Genomic DNA, 18,021 nt, shown 5'->3' with positions numbered 1-18,021 from the left:
ACTCATGAGTCGTTTTCAGTACAACCCCCCGACGAATGCGAAACAGTGGTGGGCCATTGTTGGCATCTTCGCCCTGCTGTTGCTCCTTCCTATAGGGCTCGCAGCCGTGGTACCCGAAAAAATCCGCGAATCCGAAGTTATTCTAGGCGACGAGGCCTATAACTGGACTGTTCCGGTGCGCAATGCCGAAGGCGAACCGCTCGTGTGTCGCATCGTCAGCGATACCCTTTATACCGGATCGTGGGATTGCGATGGCATCACTATTGATAGCTCGGTCGTCGAGGCGGGTAGCAACCAGCGCCGAACCGTTACCCGAGCTATGCGGGGGTATATACAGCCTCTGGGTCCTAGTAGCGAGGTGGAGTTTAGCGGTAATATCGCGCGCATGCGAACACTGGGCGACAATCCATATTTCGAGCTCGGATTCAACTTTGGCACCGGCGATAATTCCAATAATGCCCTCATGGTTGTGGTGGGTGGAAACGAATACGATCCGCGCATCGCGGAGGTTTTCACCGCACTAGATAATGCCCCGAAGAATCCCCAGGAGAGTGCAGCATGAGATATACCAAACCCCTCCGCATTACCTTATTAATTGTCACAATCCTCGCGGCCCTCGGGGTAGCAGGCGTGGTGGGACTATCTGCGGTGCTCTCACCGGCATCTATTGGCCTCGGCTTGGTGCTGGTATCGATCTACCTCATCGCTTTTTATTTTCTTATCAGTCGCTCCGGGTTCGCGCCGAACGCCGGTTTTGCGTGGGTATTTAGCTCATTCGCGTGGGGTTCGGCCGTGTGTTTTGGGCTAGCCACATTCGTTGGTACCGCGGTCTCTGAGGTCACCGGTAAATTAGGGTGGGATATTGTCGCCGCCTCCTTTGGAGGCGCTTACCCAGAAGAAATAGCTAAGACTTTGGGCGTTATTTTAGTAATGGCTGCTTTTACTCAGCTCAATCGCCCCTGGCACGGTTTCGCTACCGGAATTATTGTTGGCTTAGGTTTCGATACTATTGAGAATCTGCTGTATGGGCAGATGGGGGGACTGATCCACCCAGATAGTGATATTGAGGGCACGTTGATGATGTGGGGCCTGCGCTCGATTGCAGGTCCAGGCCTCCATATCCTTTTCACCGGAATCGCTGGCTACGGTATTGGCCTGGCCATGACGAGTATTGGCATTAGCTTCGCGCAGCGCCTGAAATATGGGGCAACCTGGTTTGCTATTGCCTTCGTACTGCACTTTGCGTGGAATCTCCAGATTCCCACTGAAGTGATCCTCATCGGTATTTATATCATTGTGGGCCTGATTGGTTATCCGCTCTTTATCTATCTGTGGCTACAGTGCCGCAAAGCCGCTCGGGCAGATCGTGATCAGCCTCAAACTCCCATCAGTTCGCTTAGTGAACTCAATGAATTAGTTCCCCTCGATCACAGTCGCGAGCAACCGCGATTATTTGGAGAAAAGCCTTTTGTTACTCCCATCGCTTATGTGGGACTGACCGCCGAAGAACCTCGCGATTAAGCCTCTATAAGAGTCAAGCCCGCACCGTGGATAGGGTGCGGGCTTATTATTTTTCTAAGTCTCTTTAGCTATCTCCTCGGCTACCATTTTCGATAGCTTGGTGCCCTGGATTCCACAACCCGGAGCGGGTAATAATTTCTTGATCGATGATAGCCGGGGTGGGTATTTCACCTACGGAATTTGCCCGCGGCTGATAGATCTCAACACTGCCCCAGTCGCGCTTCCAGTCATCCTTGGCGTAGCTGGGCAGCTCATAGGATTCATTGACCGCCTCCGCAGGTCCGAGTGCACCGCCGCCATAGTAGTCCATGAAATTCGAGCCCTGCATCTTGCCATCGGCATCTGCACTAATGCGATAGCCTGGAATTTCTGCCACACCCGCATAGTGGTTAAAGGGGCGCTGGCAAGGGAACTGGAAGCCAACGGCCCAATCGATCATGCCTGGTTGATCGTGGCCAATCACCTGATCGAGAGGAGCCAGGGTGGGAATACGCGGTGGGGTGAAAGCTATCCATTGCCGGTAATCGGGGGAATCATCGATAGCATGCAGGCGCACGACGGTCGCTTCAGTTGGGAGCGCATCGAGAGGTAAGCGCAGATTCCGCCACCGGTTCGTGGGCACCATAATTGCGTCATTGAGGTAGAGTTCACCGAGCTTTTCCAGTTCTCCCTGTTCATTCTCGGCGCCATATTCTACAAGCAGGCGGCGACCGTCTTTGCGCACCCCATCCTGATCAAAATAGGCGATCTTACCTGCAGCACTGACCACTAATAGTGGGGCATCCTCACGTTGGGGAGGCAATTGGTACCAGCTGGTAATAGCTTCGGCATAGGGTTGCTCAAAATTGGAATACGATCCCAACACTGGAACTGTGCGGTAGTCGAGGTTGAAGGGGAGACGAATGATTGAATCGTTGACGCCCTCTTCATTTTCTGGGCGTAACCCTTGGTTGGTATTGAGAGTCTCCGCATCTGAGACGAACCCTGTGGAGCGGCTACCTAGATAGGGTATGCGGTTGGGTTCGAATCCTTGGAATTTTGGCCCGGATTCTAGTGATTGCCCTAAGGTCGTCCCGATGGGCTTGAGGAAGGACTCGTTCGTGTCTGTCTCAACCAAGGTATCGCTTGCCAGAGCACAGCGATCGCCGGCGAGGGTACGAAGATTGCCTAAGCCAATTGAGTAGGCAGGGTATTGCGAGACGAAGCCTTTAGCCAGCGAGGCCATGCTAAAGAGCACCGTGAGTGCGCACAGAGCAGCGATCGGTGCGGTGAAGATATGGGTGAATAGGCGCTTTTTCTGCGGTGCGACGTCATCGCCGTGTTCCCCATCGAGACCTGCCTGATGGCGTACTGCCTGGATGGCTCCAATCAGCAAAATAACCAGGGCGATAGCCAGCATCACCGAAGAGGCTTCAATAGCCTTGATCTGGATTGATTTATCCCACCATGGCACTCCATAGGAGGCCACATACCAGTAACCGTTTGTGGTCGAGAGCGAGAATGCATAGACGAAGAGGAGACCACCAACAAAGAGGGTGCGCGCAGATTTCGACCGGGTGGAAAAATCACTGAGAGCTACGGCAGCAAGCGCGCCAAGAGCCGGGGCGATGCCGGCCCATACACCGAAGTGGTGTGACCACTTGGTGGGGGTGAAGCTCATGAAGAAAAGAGTGCCAATAAAAACCAGTACGAGCCGTAGCGAGGGACCTTGAGCCGAGCCGGGTACCTTGCCGTGGCGTAAAATAGAGGCAAAAACGAGGCCTACCGCAATAAATGCGAACAGCACCGCAAATCGACGAGCGAAAGAGCCATCGACAGTCTGCTGGAAGAGCACCTCATAGCGTTGCCATTCCTGGAACCACTTCAAAGAAGGGCCGATCTCGCCACGCACATGGATGGATTCCAGCACTGTCGCGAGAGTTTGATCGCCGAAAACCGCCACGAGAACGGCCGTGCCAGCGGCAAAGAAGGGACCGAGGAAAACGATCCAGCTCAAGCCATGACGACGCTGTGTCCCTAAGGAGCTCAGTCGTATGCTCATGGTGCGTAATAATTGCGGAAGGCTGACTAGCAGCACCGATACCGCCATCAACCCCGTGGGGCCGCAGGCAAGCGTGAAGGCAGCAACTATGGTACCTACGGCAGCGGGGAAGAGACGCTGATGGGCAATTGAACGCTCGAAGAGTACCCACGTGACTAAGGTACCCAGGGCAATAATGGGCTCCGGGCGTAGACCGTTATTATAGGGAAGCCAGAAGCTTAGGAACATCAACGCGGCAGTCCACTGTGCGGCCCGGCGAGTTTTGAGAGCTGGCCCTAAGCGCGGCAAAATTTCGCGCGAGAGAATCAGCCAGATACTTATTCCCGCTATCAGAGAAGGCAGCCGCATCCACATCGAGGCCGTCGATACCTGCGAGAGCAGGGTGAGGAAATCATAGTAAGGGGCACCGAAAGGAGATTCTGGAACCCCGAACCACCGGTAATAGTTGGCCATATACCCGGCCCCGTCCTTAGCCCGGGCCATGGTGAGAATAAAGCCATCATCGGATGTATTGGCACCAAAAACATACCAGTACCCTAAGACCGCTCCTACCAGTCCATCGAGGATGCGTGGCTTGAGAAAATTCTTAGGCCAGTAGCGATGGCGGCCTAAACGATCCAGGCGATCGAGACGATACAGACTAAAGAGAGCTATACCGAGGAAGATAGCGCCCAGGATCATCGTGGAGTACTTCAGCACAGTCGGTGAAGAGGTATAGCGGGAATTAATCTCAACTCGAGCCATAAGACCGGCATCAATGAGTGCGTCAGCATCACCGGTGAGCTCGGTATAGATACCAGAAACTTGCGGGCGCAGATCCTTCTCGTCCTCGCTCTGCCCAGATAAATCTGTGCCGGGAATCTCGGCTGTGCTCAGTTCCTCGGTGGTGGAAATCTGCAGAGTCGCATCCTTAGGCAGCTCGGCCACCTCCGCGGCAGGAACCTGTAGGAGGATGGTACCCAAGGAGGACACCTCAATATTGCCTTCTATGCTCCGAACAAAAAGTCCGCGAGTGGCGGATTGCTCACTCGAGGGTGGGAGCGTGGAGAAGACGAGGGTTTCATCGTCACGCAATTGCTCTAATGCTTGCAGCGGGATGGTGGCATCTAGCCGCTGCGGGGCATAGGAAACCAGCGGGGCGCTGATCTGGTTGAGGGAGCGATTCTGGGGCCACTCGAAGGAGGACTGCACCTGATTCACCGGCATGAACGGGGTCAGAATGAAGAAGAAAAAACCCAAGACTCCAGAAAGGGCAGCGAGTTTCTTCAGCCATCCAGGAGCCTGGCCCAAGGTTAGGGATCCAGGTGCCATATCTTCGTGGATCGGGGGTCGAGTATCCGTAGCAAGAGAAGAGGAATTCATAAGACCGTTGGATGTGATGCTTTCAGAATGATCGGGGGATAAGGGGCGGGGGTGCGGATGAGTCACTGCCTAGTCACCACCACAAATGATCCTACTGGGGTGATCTCCCAAGGAGAATTATCGCCGAGAAAAACAGCAGGGTTAAAGCTACTGCCCTTAAAACGCACATTGGGATTGTTGGGGTAGATATCCTCGGCTATATCGAAGATCCACCCGTCGGGTTTGTCTCCTGTGGCCAGCTGCTTCTGCAGAGCTTTGAGATCCCCGCGCAACACAATGGCATCAGGGATGCGCCACGGACTGTGTTCCATGAGAGTGATCAGGTCTTGGCCCGTCATCTGCTCTTTCCAGGAGGCTTCGGCCCAGGATTCGATGGCCGCATTGCGAGCCTCAAATTCACCTAGGGGATTGGCATAATGGCTGGTGAAGGCTTGGTAGCCGCGGAAGGGGTGGAAGGCTAAAAGATTGCGCTGATCAGTAAGGACGATGATCTCACGGGCGGGTTTTGCTATCTTCGCCATAATCGTGTCAGCGATCTCAGGGTAGTATTTCTCGGCATTGGGGGGATAAAGATCTGCCCGGTGGCCGCGGCCATCGGTATCGGTATAGGCCAAATCTATGGAGTGGGCTAAACGATTCGGAATATTTTGTACATAGGACACACCACCGATCGATAAGATAACCACCATAAAAGTGGTGAGTGCTTGGGAAAAGCCGGGGCTGAGGCCTCCAGGTTGGGCGGTGGTTACGAGCCGGTGGACGCCCAATAGACGCAACTCAGCCAAACCTAGTACCCCGGCGGTAGCCATGATGAGTGCCACCACGGCATCCAGGCGGAAACCTAAAAGCGTGGTACCGGTGAGGGTTACAGCCATCGATAGCGTAATCCACCCGTAGAAAACCATGAGCGAGATCCCCATGGTGGCAATATCTGGGTGGGACCACCGTATTAGCAGATAAATTAGGCCGATCAGGCAGATGACTCCCAAAGCATCAGGGATCAGCATAGGAAGTGGGAACTGCGAACCAGCGAGCGGCAAATATTTTTGGGCGGCGGAACCGCTGGTGGGAGCTCCGGAGAAAACTTGATACAGATAGGGTGCCCACCAGATAGCGGCTAAGAGCATGGAACCAATACCCATGATGCCCAGCCGTAGTACAGGTGCGAAGGATTTAAGGACCAGGGCCGCAAAGCAAGCTGCCACAACTATGCAGCTCAAGGCCACCACCGCGGTATAGAGCGTATAAGAGGAGGCTGAGATCCCAAGGTACAAGGTCATGCCCACAAGCGCTAGATTTCCGCCAACTAAGGCGCGGTGCACCATGATGGTTGCCGCCGGAACCCCGAGGGCAATGATAGCCGCATAGGGCTCTTCCGCACTCGTTACAATCGCAATACATACGCTTACCAACGCGATGGCTGTAGCTACGGGGAGGCTTCCAGTTAGACGCTGCCACACCGGGACGAGCACGCTTCCAGCCAGGGCAATCGATACCATTGCCCACGGTTGGAAGACTTCCCATCCAGGGAGATTAAGTAGATCGCCCAATCGGCCGCCAAACCAGAACCACATGCCGGGATAGTAAGAGGGCATATCGATATAGTTCATATCTGAGAGTTGCCATGAGTCCGTGAGCCTCGTCAGAAACTGGGTGCGGAAACCCTGATCAACTGTCACTCCTGATAGATATAGCGAGGTGGCAGAGAGGGGGATAGCTAGGGTGGTTACTACTAGTGCAGCTGGGGATAAATAGCAGATAAAGTAGCTGAAAATCTGTCGCCACCGAGGGGTGCGACGTGCGTGTGCTGCATCGCTCATAAGGAAGTAGACCACTAGTCCAGTTACCAACACAACCAGCATGGACCCGAGGGAGGAGAGAGCTCGGGTCACATTGGAGGGGCCAAACGCGGGCAGATTTGTGGTGTGAATAATAAGCCACGAAGCGAGGGTGAAAAGCCCACCGCCGAGACCCGCTAGGATTATTGCGAGCACAGTGACGGGGGTGGCCAAAACATCAGGGGCATAAGCCGACGGGTGCTGGAGGTGCTGTGTTTGGCAGCGCGAACCCGAAAGACTTGGTGATTGGTCCTGAACAGTCATTATTTTAGTTTCCCATACATAGAGCCAATTATGCGCATACGCCACTGTAACCACAGGGGTCTATGTGACAAAAAGCAGGTCTTGATCATCATGATCAAGACCTGCTCGGTGCCTAAAAGAGCCTGTAAAAAACCTCTAAAAACAGAAGAATTAGAAGGGGAGTTTACGGAAGATTGCCTGCGGAATCACCTTGAATACGAGCGAAACGTACTGGAAGAGAGGATGGACGAAGATCGCATCTTTCTTGGCCACCACAGCGTTGAAGGTTGCCTTTGCGACATCTTCGCGATTTACGGTCAGCGGTGCTTCACCAGCCTCTGCGCTCATCTTGGTACGAACCTGGCCAGGGCGAACGACGAGTACGCGCACACCAAATTCGCGCAGCGCAACGCCTAAATTGACGTAGAATCCGTCAAAGCCAGCCTTGGCAGCGCCGTAGACAAAATTAGAGCGTCGGACACGCTGCCCAGCTACGGAACTGAGAGCGATGAGGTTTCCGTGACCCTGTTTCTTCAGGTATTCACCCAGGAGTACGCCCACAGAGACGGCTGCGGTGAAGTTGGTCTGAGCGGAATCGACAGCCAACTTCTGGTCTTGCCAGAGGGCTTCTTGATCCCCGAGAGTACCAAAGGCCACAATGGCAACGTCGATATCGCCGCCAGCAAAAGCCTGGTCGATAACGGCTGGATGGGAGTCGAAGTCGGTGGCGTCAAAATTAATGACCTCCACCTCCTGGGCACCCCAGGCTTTGACGTCATTGACGGCGATGTCGAGGCGTGGGGATTTATCGCGGGCAGCCAGAATGACCTTGGCTGGACCCTTATCTAAGAATTCTTGGACAATGGCGAGTCCGATTTCGGAGGTGCCCCCGAGGAGCAAAATAGATTGGGCTTGGCCCACAGCATTAAGCATTGATTGATGCCTTCCTTTAAGAAAATGTGAGGAGAGGGAAATGAATTAGTGAAGCTCGAGGCGACGCGACATATCTGAGGCGAAAACACCGTGCGGGTCGATCGCATTGCGGGTTGTGAGCCAGTTTTCCATCTCTGGGTACATCTTGTGGAAATTCTCTGCCGAGGTCCGTGATTCCTTAGCCAAGTAGAGACGGCCACCGAATTCCATAACTCGGCGATCCAATTCATCAAGGAAGGTTCCGAGGCCGCGCTTGATGGGGAAGTCAACGCAGACATTCCAGCCCGGCATTGGGTAGCTGAGCGGGGCGCGGTTACCCGGTCCGAAGAGCTTAAATACATTCAGAGCCGAGTAGTGGCCAGAGCGCTGTATATCCCGGATGATCTCCTTGAAAGGCTCCACGGCATCCATGGGGACCACGAACTGGTACTGCAAGAAGCCACGCGAACCATAACCGCGGTTCCACTCTCCGATCAGGTCCAAGGGCTGATAGAACTGAGTGAGGTTTTGCACCTGATTGCGGTAAGTGCCGGACTTGAGCCACCACAATTCACCAATGGCCATCATGGATAGCTTGTTCATGGTGAATGAGGGGAAGATATCAGGAACGGTCACTAATTGGGGCGCATTGAATTTCAGCGGATCCTTAGCCAGCTTAGGATTCAATTCCTCGAGCTGAGCCAAGGTAGCCAGCGAGCCTCGCGAAATAGCGGAGCGGCCGAGTTTGGGTTCTGGGGAAATAGCATCGAACCATGCGGAGGAGTAGGTATAGTTCTTCTCCGAACCATCGGAGTGGAATTCGATGGTCTCGTCCAAGTTGGCAGTGAGATCGCCATCTGCGATGAAATAGGCGGTCTCGGTTCTGGTCATCTTGATGCGGGCGCGCACAATAATGCCGGTCAAACCCATGCCACCGACGGTGGCCCAGAAGAGGGAGCCATCGGGATCGTCCGCAGAGCCTTCTGGCTCAATATGGAGGATCCGGCCATCGGCAACAAGCAGTTCCATCGATAATACGTGATCGCCGAAAGAGCCGGCGGAGTGGTGGTTCTTGCCGTGAATATCGGGGCCGATGGCACCACCGATCGTGACCTGGCGGGTACCAGGTAGAACCGGAACCCAGAGCCCATATGGCAGAGCGGCTTTCATGAGTTGGTCTAGAGTGACACCACCATCTACATCAACAACTGCGGTTTCTGGATCGATGGAATGGATCTTATTGAGATCCTGCATATCGATGACCAAGCCGCCAGCGTTTTGAGTAGGGTCGCCGTAGGAACGCCCCATGCCACGGGCAATAACACCGCGCTTGAGATAGTCCGGCTTCGCGGCATTATCCTCGGCCACCAGGCGGACGGCTCGCACCATTTCCTCGAGATCGGGGGTGCGCAGCACCTGGGCGGTGGTGGGGGCGGTGCGTCCCCAACCGGTGAGTTCCTGAGCTTTGGTAGCAAGCAGAGAATGATCAGTCATGAAGGGTCTAGCCCACTTTCTTAGGTAAAAAGGACTGTTTTCTTGATACAGATAACGATTCCACCCTACCCATGTGCCGTGGCACTATCCCAATACCTTCGGTGTGAGATTGTACCGAGCACGGGATCGGGTGAGAGAAAGACGACGGGAGTATAACGCGATACTCCCGCTTAAAGATCGAGAAGGCGCCGAATCTCTTCAGGCAACTCCTCCTGGGAGGTGATTGTCGGTCCTTCGTAGGATTCCAAGATGGAATAGATCCGCCCGCGCGAATCTGAATCGAGGAGGGGAAGCTCTTCAGCAACCAGCCGCGTCATATGATCGCTCATGGGCAGATTCGTGCGCTCTGCCGCGACATGGGGCTTTGGTTGCTGCTTCTTTTTAAAAAGACCAAACATATCATCCATGGTACTTCCTCAAGTAGCACCAAGAGGGGAGCAAAACTGAGAATATACTGGCAATATTTCCAATATTTATCAGTGCCGCAGAGACCACACCACCCTGATTAAGAATCTGTGTCTAGGCTGGAGTCTATGCCCACCTCACCGCCTGCCACCCACGTGACCTCATTGACTGCGGTGCGGGCTGCAAAAATGAATAAGGCGGCAAGCGAATGGGGTACCCGAACGAGCATTGTGAGGATTCAAGCGGTATCAGCCACTGAGGAAATCGTACGCTTTATTGGGGTCAATCAGGCTCTCAGTATTGCCGAACTTAATGCGCTTTTACCTACCGTCTTCGGTATCGACGGCCATAAATCTGACTGCTGTACCACGGCTGCGAAACTCTACCCCGCCCTGGATCCTGCGCGTTTAGTGGGGGAGTATCTAGCCGAGCCAGGCGAGCATCTGCATCAAGAATGGGGACTGTGGTCCTTCGATACCGAAGTCCTCGATATTATCCCCCGCGATATAGCCACCCCCGATATTATCTGCATCGCAGGGGTTGGAAATTTCGGCCCAGGGGAGTGCGATCCGCAGGCGATTAATGCCACACTCACCGGCTCGAAGGTCATTCACGAGGTTTTAGCCCTAGCCCACGAAGAAGTGGTCGATATCATCCGCACCTCAGGTATTTATGATTTTGTGCCTCTACTAAAAGCCATAGATTTTTCGCGAACCCCAACAATAGATGCGACCATTAGCCAGGTACTCTCGCAATTACCGATCGAAAAAGAACCTCATAGGAGGCAGGCCTTCTGGATCTGCGTATTGGCCTTTAGTTGTATGAGCAGCAAAGAGCGCACCGATTATATAATCTCTTCCCTGATTGACGGACTTGATCTAGAAGGAGAAATCGATCCAGCGAGCGCTCGGCTGATGTGCCAACAATCCTTGGCGGCGCTTGCTTCCTTGGGAGCGGGGGGTCGAGAGACCATGAATCTTGCAGAGCGGATGGATATTTATCGCGAATTGCTTAGGCGCTAACGACCCCTGATTTTAGCCGACTGTGCGGTGCGGTATGCTCTATGCTCATGAGTGCCCAACCACCATCTTCCTCTTTAAAAACCCAGTTGAGTCGCTTTATTGCGGTGGGTATTGTGGCGGCCATTGTAGATTATGGCAGCACCTTAATACTGAATTACCTCTTCGGCTTCCCGCGCTCCGGTGCTAAGGCCCTCGGGTGGTGTGCTGGCACTGTGACTGCGTATGTGATGAATTCTAAATGGACATTTAATGCCACGACGTCGAAGAAGTCAGGGCTTGCTGTTGCTGCTCTCTATCTGTCCACCTTCGCGGTACAGAATTTTGTTTACTATATCCTCAACGCTCCGCTGAGCTCCCTAGGCCTCGAGCAAGCAGCGGTAGATACCGTCTCCTTCGTCATAGCCCAAGGCCTGGCCACTATTACCAATTTCGTGGTGCAGCGTATGGTGATCTTTAAAGAACCTCGGGGCTAGGTCGGATAAATCGTTCCTTGCGCCCTAGACGGTGAAGTTTCAGCCACTTTTTAAAGCCCGTAAGATCGCGGCGTTGCACAAGGAAAAACCAGCCGAAGCGAGCATATTCCTGCGGCAAAAGCCGCCGCATCCCAGGCTGATTCATTAGATAGCCACGATTGCGGTAGGTGAAAAAGCGTTTATGTTCATTATCGGGATACTGCGTGTGCATCCGTCCGCCCAAAATGGGCTTAAATTCTGCCGCCCCGTCGGGGTGTAGATAGGCGGTTGTTAGGCAAGTACCAAAGCGTAGCCCAGAGCGCGCTAATCGACGGTGGTATTCTACCTCGTCGCCCCGAATGAACAGCCGCAAATCTGGAACCCCGATAATCTCCATGGCCTCGGCGGAAATAAGAGCGCCATTAAAGAGAGAGGCAATCCCGGCAAGCATATCTGCCTCCGGATGATCGGGATCGACCAATTCGTGGCGATGACGGCGCCAACTGAGCCCGCGCCTTAAAGGAAAAGCCAGCTGATCGGGATGATCTTTGGTGCATACCACGGGGGAGACCTCAGCGAGTTGATGCCGCTCGGCACAGTGAAGCAAGGTGGTGAGCACGTGTTCATCGGCGGGATGCCCGTCATCGTCGGCGCACCAAATAGCATCTGCGCCTAGCGACAAGGCGTATAAGAAGCCGTAGGCGAAGCCTCCGGCCCCTCCTAAGTTGCGTTGAGAGGGAAGGTAGATTCCGCGTTCGCCAGCGATATCCGTAAGCAGATCGGCTACCTCATCTTCGGCACCATTGTCTACCACGATAATCCAGTCCACTGGGGTGGTTTGATTCGCCACAATCTCTAAGGATTGGCGTAATAAATCAGCACGGTGGTGGGTGACAATAACGGCGGCAATTTTATCCTGCAAGCTCAATACCATAAGGGATATTGTTACATACCCATCCCCTATGTCTATTGATTGACGGTTCGTTTATAGCAATGACTGCACCCTTGAGTGGGGAGCATGGCTCGGTTGATAGACTAAGCAGACACAGCCCAAAAGAACGATCGGCAGAAAGCGAGACCACATGCGCGTACTCACAGGAGCAACCCTGATCAGCTGGATTTTAGTGGCCGTCGGGATGTATATCCGCTATAACTTTATGGAACCCGTCGGGGCCGGTGGAATGAGCCCTGCCATGACCGTGCTATTTTTTAGCATCCTAGGGATTAGTCTGGTATCCCTGGTTCTCACCGCCACTCTCATTGTCAGCCTATGGACTCTTTGGCGTCACCCCGAACGCTTTAAAGAAGGAAATAATTACTAAGAGATCAGCGCGATAGCTCGCGCTGGAAAACCGGTACCACCCAGAGGCTTAGGCCACGAGGCCCATAAAAGTCCACCGCGCGCCGGGAGCTTATCAAGGTTGGTGAGCAATTCTATCTGCCACCGATCATGCGCCAAGATCGCATACTGGGCCGGCATCTCACCGCGGTCGACGAGGAATCCTGGATCAGTGTCAAAGGTTTCATGTCCGATGGCTCTAATACCGCGATGTTGGACTAGGAAATTAATGGCATCGACAGTCCACCCTGGACTATGGCGATGACCGTGGTTATCGAGACCTAGTAGTGCGTGCTGATCCGGCCAGCGCTTCGACCAGTCAGAGCGGAAAGCCACAAAACTATTCTCGGGAATCGGCCCATAGGTGGCCTCCCAGGAGACGAGCGCCTTTTTATCGAGCTGAAAATCCGGGTTCGTTTGTACGTCACGGTGACAATCTAGTACCACCAGCGGGCTGATCATATCATCGGTATCAATACGATCAACCGTGCGTCCAGATTGCAGAAAGTGTGCTGGAGCATCAATATGGGTTCCCCATTGTCCGACGAGACGGTACTGGGTAACTGCGTAGCCACTATCTGCAATATTTGTGATCTCAGTGCGTTCTTCTACAGGATCGCCAGGGAAATGTGGCTGGGTGGGATAAAAGGTGTGGGTGAGATCCACCAAGTGGGCACAGCGCAGTTGGGCGTAGAGCTCCCACAGATCTTGGTTCACCTTAATCGCTTTGGCTCATGATGCGTCGCACATGATCGGCGGCTTCCTTGCCTTCATAGGCCTGGACAATCTCCGGGATGGGGCCTGCTTGGCGTAGTTGTCCGTGATCCACCCAGATGGCAGTATCACATAGCTGCGCTAGGAAATCATTGGAGTGAGAAGCGAAGACGAGGATTCCTGAGCGCTCTACTAGCTCTTGTAAGCGAGTGCGCGCTTTGGCCATAAAGGCGGCATCAACGGCACCGATGCCCTCGTCGAGAAGCAAAATTTCAGGCTCGATAGAGGTAACGACGCCTAAAGCCAGACGGATACGCATACCTGTGGAGTAGGTGCGTAGTGGCATAGCGAGATAATCGCCGAGTTCGGAAAACTCCGCAATATCGTCCATCTTCTTACGCATTTGTTTGCGTGTTTGGCCAAGGAAAAGCCCACGGATCACGATATTTTCATAGCCTGAGATTTCTGGATCCATGCCCACCCCGAGATCAAAAACCGGGGCTACTCGGCCACGTATATGCGCGGAACCGCGGGTAGGTTCGTAGATGCCCGAAAGGAGACGGAGCAAAGTAGATTTGCCGGCGCCGTTATGGCCCACCAGACCCACGCGGTCGCCTTCTCTTAGGTGAAGATTGATATCGCGCAGGGCCTCAACCACCACCGTATTATTTTTATTGCGCCCAATCGCGCCACCAGCGGCACCGAGGAAGGCCTTCTTCATGGAGCGAGATTTGGCGTCGAAAATAGGGAAATCAACGCACGCATTGTAAGTATCGATGGAGACCATGATCGTTGTCCTTATTGTTGTTATCTGGGGCAGCGCGGAGGTTCTAGTTAAGGGAGCCTAGACCCAGTAATTCACCCTAAAACGCCAGTATTTCATGGCCAGCAGCGCCACGATAAGGCCTGTGGCGGTGCACGCGATGACAACCCACCAATGGTAGGCGGGTAGATCCGCACCAATTAAGGGGGCGCGCACCACTTCCATATAGTGATATAGCGGATTAAGCTGCGCTAATTTTGCGCGCTCTGAGATGGTGCCACCTTGATCCTTCAAGGTCTGAGTCATCCACACAATCGGGGTGATATAGAAGAGTAATTGCACTCCAGACTCCAAAAGGGGCGCTACATCGCGGTAGCGGGTTGCCACTATTCCGAAGAACATCGACACCCACACCCCATTAATAATGAGGAGCGCCATCGCAGGTAAGGCGAGCAGGAGGTCCCACCCCAAGGGGCGGGGAAATACCAGCATAAGGACGAGCCAGATCACCAGATTGTGGGCGAGAAAAAGCGTCTGCTTCCACACAAGTCGGTATACGTGGACGGAGAGAGCAGAAGGGAGCTGCTTGATAAGGCCCTCATTGGTGATAAAAACCTCGGCTCCATCCTTGATACAGCCCGAAATAAAAGTCCACATAATAAGGCCCACTGTCACGTGCGGGAGAAAAGTCGCTACCGGGATTTTAAAGAGCACAGAGTAGAGAAAACCGAGGGCAAGGGCCATCACACCGGTAGCAATCGTGATCCATAAGGGGCCTAAAACGGAGCGTCGATAGCGCTGTTTAATATCTTGCCAGCCTAATTGCAGCCACAGCTCGTGCTGCTTAAAACCGCGCACCAGATCGTGCCAGGCTGCACCGAATGTGCGCGAGTGCGACGGCTCTGGGTCGATGCCGTCCGCTGCAGTTATTCGCTCAATCTTCGCAGCGATCAGAGGATCGGGGGTTGGTTGAGGGTGACTTGGGTTCGTGAAATTCTTGTCTTCGTGCTCCACGAAGTATAAGCCTAGCTGGGCTGGTGCATAAGTTGAAAGTGACAGGCATACTATAGAGAAGGGTTTTGGCTTCGGTATACCGGTAGACGGTGGGAGATACGGTACTGTGATGTTCGATAGCGCACGCATGAGGGGTTTATACCCATCTTTAGCGGATGGCTGGATCTATATGAATGCCGCCCAGCGCCCCCAAATTCCCGAATCAGTCGCTAGCGCTACTGCCCGTGGTTTCCGCATGTCCGCGGTGATGGACTACGAAGAAAGCGCCTCCGGTTCTCATGGTCGCGCCGGCACTAGCGTTCGCTTCGGCGCCGATGGTTTGGAAAACAGTGCGCGCATCGCGGTGGCTGACCTCACCGGCACGACAGCTGACGCCATCATCTTTGGACCTAGCCTGCCTGTTCTATACGAACGTCTATCGCGTGCGGTGGAACCGCTCTTTCGCCGAGGCGGGGAGGTAGTTACCTCGAGATTTAATACTCACGCTATCACCGGTAGACCCACTATTATTGCCGAGTCCGATTTAGGCACGGGAGAGGTACCTCCATGGCAATTTGCCACCCTCATTACCGGCTCCACCCGCCTGGTCTCGCTCATGAGTGCTCATCCGCTAACTGGCTCTATGCATGACCTGGTGCGCATGAGCGAGATTATTCGCGCTACCTCCCGCAGTTGGTTGCTTGTCGACGCTACACCTACCTTGGGTTTTAGCCCCGTCACTTTCGAAGCTCTCGGCGCAAATATCATTGCGCTCGATTTGAGTGTTCTCGGGGGTCCTGCCCTATCCTGTCTAGCTTTTCAGCGTGCGAGCATGGTGCCGCGCCTTGCGGGGGATGTATTCATTAATGATGTCTCTTCAGCTTTGATGGCGGGAGTTATTGCGGCTATCGAGCACCTAGCCGATATGGAGGAGCAGGATCGCGGCTCCAGGCGGCGCCGTCTAGAGAGAAGTGTGTATTCTGCGGGGGAATACCTCACCGAATTAGGTCACTACCTCGATGATTCCTTACAACATATAAGTAGCGTATACACCTTTGGGCTCAGTGGGGAATTAGCTATGGGTTCATTGGTGCCACGGCTTCCTCGTGCCACTTTTTGCATTCCAGGTTTAAGCGCGGAAACAATCCATCAGTACCTGGTTGATAATCGCGTTGTGAGCACTCTGACCACGCTTGACCCGCTGCTTGTAGCGATGGGCCTCAATCAGGAAGAAGGTGCTATTACGTGCAGTTTGGCTCCCTATAACACCAGGCACGATATTGATAGATTGGTCCAGAGTCTAGCTGCCCTCGTTGAGGGTGAGCAGTAAAGGAAACTACCCCTTAAAAGGGTTGATTTCTACTATTGGGTATTTTAATAAATAACTATCTCATTATGCTACTGATAGCTCGCAGGCATCGATCACAAATACCTGCGCACCTTCAGACTCAACCTCAAGCTTAGGAGTTTTTATGAAGCGATTCTCTGCCGCTCTCATGGCTGCCGTTACCGCCTTGTCATTGTCCACTGCGGTGGCTCAAGCTAATGATGTGACCTCGTCTACTATTACCGACGAGCAATACACCTACTGGTGGCTAAAAAAATTCTTCGATCCCAACGGAAATGGCATACATCCCGGATACGGATCCGCCCTTTCTTCCTCTGAGGATAAGCCAGCGGATAACGCAGCCATCCAAAGCTCTTTAAAGAACGATGCCGCTAATGACTACCGCATCGGCACTACATATACCATTCTGTGGGCCACTGGCCTCACCCTAACGCTCGTTTCCATCTTGGTGGAGACTGCTCGAGCTAACGGTCTACTGCCTAAATAAAAAACAACAAGCCTCCGCTGCTTTGATCCCGGATCAACTTTCTCAAGAGAAATCCAATCAAAGTTAACGGAGGCTTTTTACTGCCAGTATGGTGCGAGTTTTATGAAACTTCCAAAACAAGTTTGCCAGAAACTTCACCAGACTTAAGTAGGTCGTGTGCCCGTTGAGCCTCCTCGAGTGGGAATACTCGGTGAATATGATGAGTAATCACTTCTGACTCCAAAAGAGGCCAGATATGACGTGTGGTATCGGCGACAACCCGAGCCTTATCGGCGCGGTCGCGGGCCCGCAAAGCGGTCGCTGAGATACTGCCCCGCTTGGTTAAGAGCTTGCCAATATTGAGCTCACCTTTAACCCCACCCTGGAGCCCAATAATGACCATATGGCCATCAGGAGCAAGGGCGTCGAGATTAGCGTCAAGGTATTTTGCGCCCATGATATCGAGGATACGGTCGCAGGAATTCTTCAATTCTTGGGCGAAATCTTGCTCTTTATAATTGATCGTGATATCGGCTCCTAAAGAGCGACACAGTTGCAATTTCTCATCACTGCCAGCGGTCACTGCAATTCGAGCCCCAATATGTTTTGCCAGTTGGATAGCAAAGGTGCCGATTCCCCCTGCGCCACCATGAATCAGAATGGTCTGTCCTTTTTCTAAGCCGGTTAACATGCCGATATTCGACCACACAGTGGTTGCCACCTCTACTACAGCAGCCGCCTCAGCGAAACTGTAACCCGCCGGAATTGGGAAGAGTTGACCTTCAGGTACCGCCACATATTCGGCGTAACCACCACCAGCAAGCAAACACGCAACCTTTTCGCCCTTTTTCCTATGAGTGGTCCCAGGATCGACGATTTCTCCTGCGCACTCCAATCCGAGGATCTCGGATTCCCCTGCAGGGGGTGGATAGTGGCCGGCAGCTTGCAAGATATCAGCGCGATTAACGCCTACCGCGCGCACCTTAACAAGTACTTCTCCATCAGCGATACGGGGAGTTGGTGTCTCGAGGAGTTCGAGTTTTTTGGATTCTGTAATTGCGATAGCTTTCATAACAGTCAAGGCTACCGTAGATTATGCGTGTCCTTC

17 protein-coding genes are annotated in these 18,021 nt (G+C 53.5%); 7 read left to right on the top strand and 10 right to left on the bottom strand.

The features are described from left to right. Positions 1-4: 4 nt before the first annotated feature. The gene (locus tag NXT01_RS07285; protein WP_259079219.1) at positions 5-562 is read left to right on the top strand and encodes a hypothetical protein; all 558 of its coding nucleotides are present in this window, start codon (positions 5-7) and stop codon (positions 560-562) included. Then, positions 559-1,521 (top strand): PrsW family intramembrane metalloprotease, encoded by a 963-nt coding sequence (locus NXT01_RS07280; protein WP_259079216.1) that lies wholly within the window; start codon positions 559-561, stop codon positions 1,519-1,521. The genes NXT01_RS07285 and NXT01_RS07280 overlap by 4 nt, the downstream gene beginning before the upstream one ends. A gap of 64 nt (positions 1,522-1,585) precedes the next feature. Here the strand turns inward: NXT01_RS07280 and NXT01_RS07275 are convergent, their stop codons facing one another. The 5 genes from NXT01_RS07275 to NXT01_RS07255 all read right to left on the bottom strand — a co-directional run bounded on the left by NXT01_RS07275 (position 1,586) and on the right by NXT01_RS07255 (position 9,809). Then, positions 1,586-4,873 (bottom strand): arabinosyltransferase domain-containing protein, encoded by a 3,288-nt coding sequence (locus tag NXT01_RS07275; RefSeq protein ID WP_310472105.1) that lies wholly within the window; start codon positions 4,871-4,873, stop codon positions 1,586-1,588. Positions 4,874-4,986: 113 nt separating this feature from the next. After that, entirely contained in the window at positions 4,987-7,026 is a 2,040-nt protein-coding gene (locus tag NXT01_RS07270; RefSeq protein ID WP_259079205.1) for a galactan 5-O-arabinofuranosyltransferase, read from the bottom strand. 150 nt (positions 7,027-7,176) lie between these two features. Next, positions 7,177-7,938, bottom strand: a complete 762-nt coding sequence (locus NXT01_RS07265; RefSeq protein ID WP_259079203.1) for a decaprenylphospho-beta-D-erythro-pentofuranosid-2-ulose 2-reductase — start codon at positions 7,936-7,938, stop codon at positions 7,177-7,179. A gap of 45 nt (positions 7,939-7,983) precedes the next feature. Continuing rightward, entirely contained in the window at positions 7,984-9,411 is a 1,428-nt protein-coding gene (locus tag NXT01_RS07260; protein WP_259079196.1) for an FAD-binding oxidoreductase, read from the bottom strand. A 170-nt stretch (positions 9,412-9,581) separates the two neighbouring features. Continuing rightward, a complete protein-coding gene (locus NXT01_RS07255; protein WP_259079640.1) occupies positions 9,582-9,809 on the bottom strand; it encodes a hypothetical protein in 228 nt (75 codons plus the stop codon). Between the two features lie 135 nt (positions 9,810-9,944). On the opposite strand from NXT01_RS07255, the gene NXT01_RS07250 reads away from it, so the two are divergent. After that, positions 9,945-10,838, top strand: a complete 894-nt coding sequence (locus NXT01_RS07250; RefSeq protein WP_259079194.1) for a hypothetical protein — start codon at positions 9,945-9,947, stop codon at positions 10,836-10,838. Positions 10,839-10,885: 47 nt separating this feature from the next. After that, positions 10,886-11,311, top strand: coding sequence for a GtrA family protein (locus NXT01_RS07245; RefSeq protein WP_259079192.1), 426 nt, complete (start codon positions 10,886-10,888; stop codon positions 11,309-11,311). On the opposite strand, the gene NXT01_RS07240 is transcribed toward NXT01_RS07245, so the two are convergent. After that, positions 11,292-12,224 carry a glycosyltransferase gene (locus NXT01_RS07240; protein WP_259079191.1) on the bottom strand — a complete coding sequence of 311 codons (933 nt, stop codon included), beginning with the start codon at positions 12,222-12,224 and terminating at the stop codon, positions 11,292-11,294. The genes NXT01_RS07245 and NXT01_RS07240 overlap by 20 nt on opposite strands. Before the next feature lie 148 nt (positions 12,225-12,372). Between NXT01_RS07240 and NXT01_RS07235 the strand changes: the two genes are divergently transcribed. Next, the gene (locus NXT01_RS07235; RefSeq protein WP_259079189.1) at positions 12,373-12,612 is read left to right on the top strand and encodes a hypothetical protein; all 240 of its coding nucleotides are present in this window, start codon (positions 12,373-12,375) and stop codon (positions 12,610-12,612) included. Here NXT01_RS07235 and NXT01_RS07230 read toward each other — a convergent pair. The 3 genes from NXT01_RS07230 to NXT01_RS07220 are packed head-to-tail and all read right to left on the bottom strand — an operon-like array spanning position 12,609 to position 15,060. Further along, complete coding sequence (locus tag NXT01_RS07230) at positions 12,609-13,346, bottom strand: cyclase family protein (protein ID WP_259079187.1); 738 nt, start codon at positions 13,344-13,346, stop codon at positions 12,609-12,611. The two genes, NXT01_RS07235 and NXT01_RS07230, sit on opposite strands and share 4 nt — an antisense overlap. A gap of 1 nt (position 13,347) precedes the next feature. Further along, on the bottom strand, positions 13,348-14,130 hold the full coding sequence (locus NXT01_RS07225) for an ABC transporter ATP-binding protein (RefSeq protein ID WP_259079185.1): 783 nt from the start codon (positions 14,128-14,130) through the stop codon (positions 13,348-13,350). Positions 14,131-14,187: 57 nt separating this feature from the next. Further along, entirely contained in the window at positions 14,188-15,060 is an 873-nt protein-coding gene (locus NXT01_RS07220; protein ID WP_396124767.1) for an ABC transporter permease, read from the bottom strand. Positions 15,061-15,229: 169 nt separating this feature from the next. Between NXT01_RS07220 and NXT01_RS07215 the strand changes: the two genes are divergently transcribed. Beyond that, positions 15,230-16,429, top strand: coding sequence for an aminotransferase class V-fold PLP-dependent enzyme (locus NXT01_RS07215; protein ID WP_259079178.1), 1,200 nt, complete (start codon positions 15,230-15,232; stop codon positions 16,427-16,429). Between the two features lie 142 nt (positions 16,430-16,571). Next, on the top strand, positions 16,572-16,934 hold the full coding sequence (locus NXT01_RS07210) for a hypothetical protein (protein WP_259079176.1): 363 nt from the start codon (positions 16,572-16,574) through the stop codon (positions 16,932-16,934). Positions 16,935-17,034: 100 nt separating this feature from the next. Here the strand turns inward: NXT01_RS07210 and NXT01_RS07205 are convergent, their stop codons facing one another. Beyond that, positions 17,035-17,985, bottom strand: a complete 951-nt coding sequence (locus tag NXT01_RS07205; protein ID WP_259079174.1) for an NAD(P)H-quinone oxidoreductase — start codon at positions 17,983-17,985, stop codon at positions 17,035-17,037. Positions 17,986-18,021: the final 36 nt, after the last annotated feature.

The organism is Corynebacterium sp. ES2775-CONJ (assembly GCF_024814515.1).
In the GTDB taxonomy this organism is placed as follows: domain Bacteria; phylum Actinomycetota; class Actinomycetes; order Mycobacteriales; family Mycobacteriaceae; genus Corynebacterium.
Note: the sequence above shows the minus strand (reverse complement) of the source record. Positions and strands in the feature narration are given on the sequence as shown.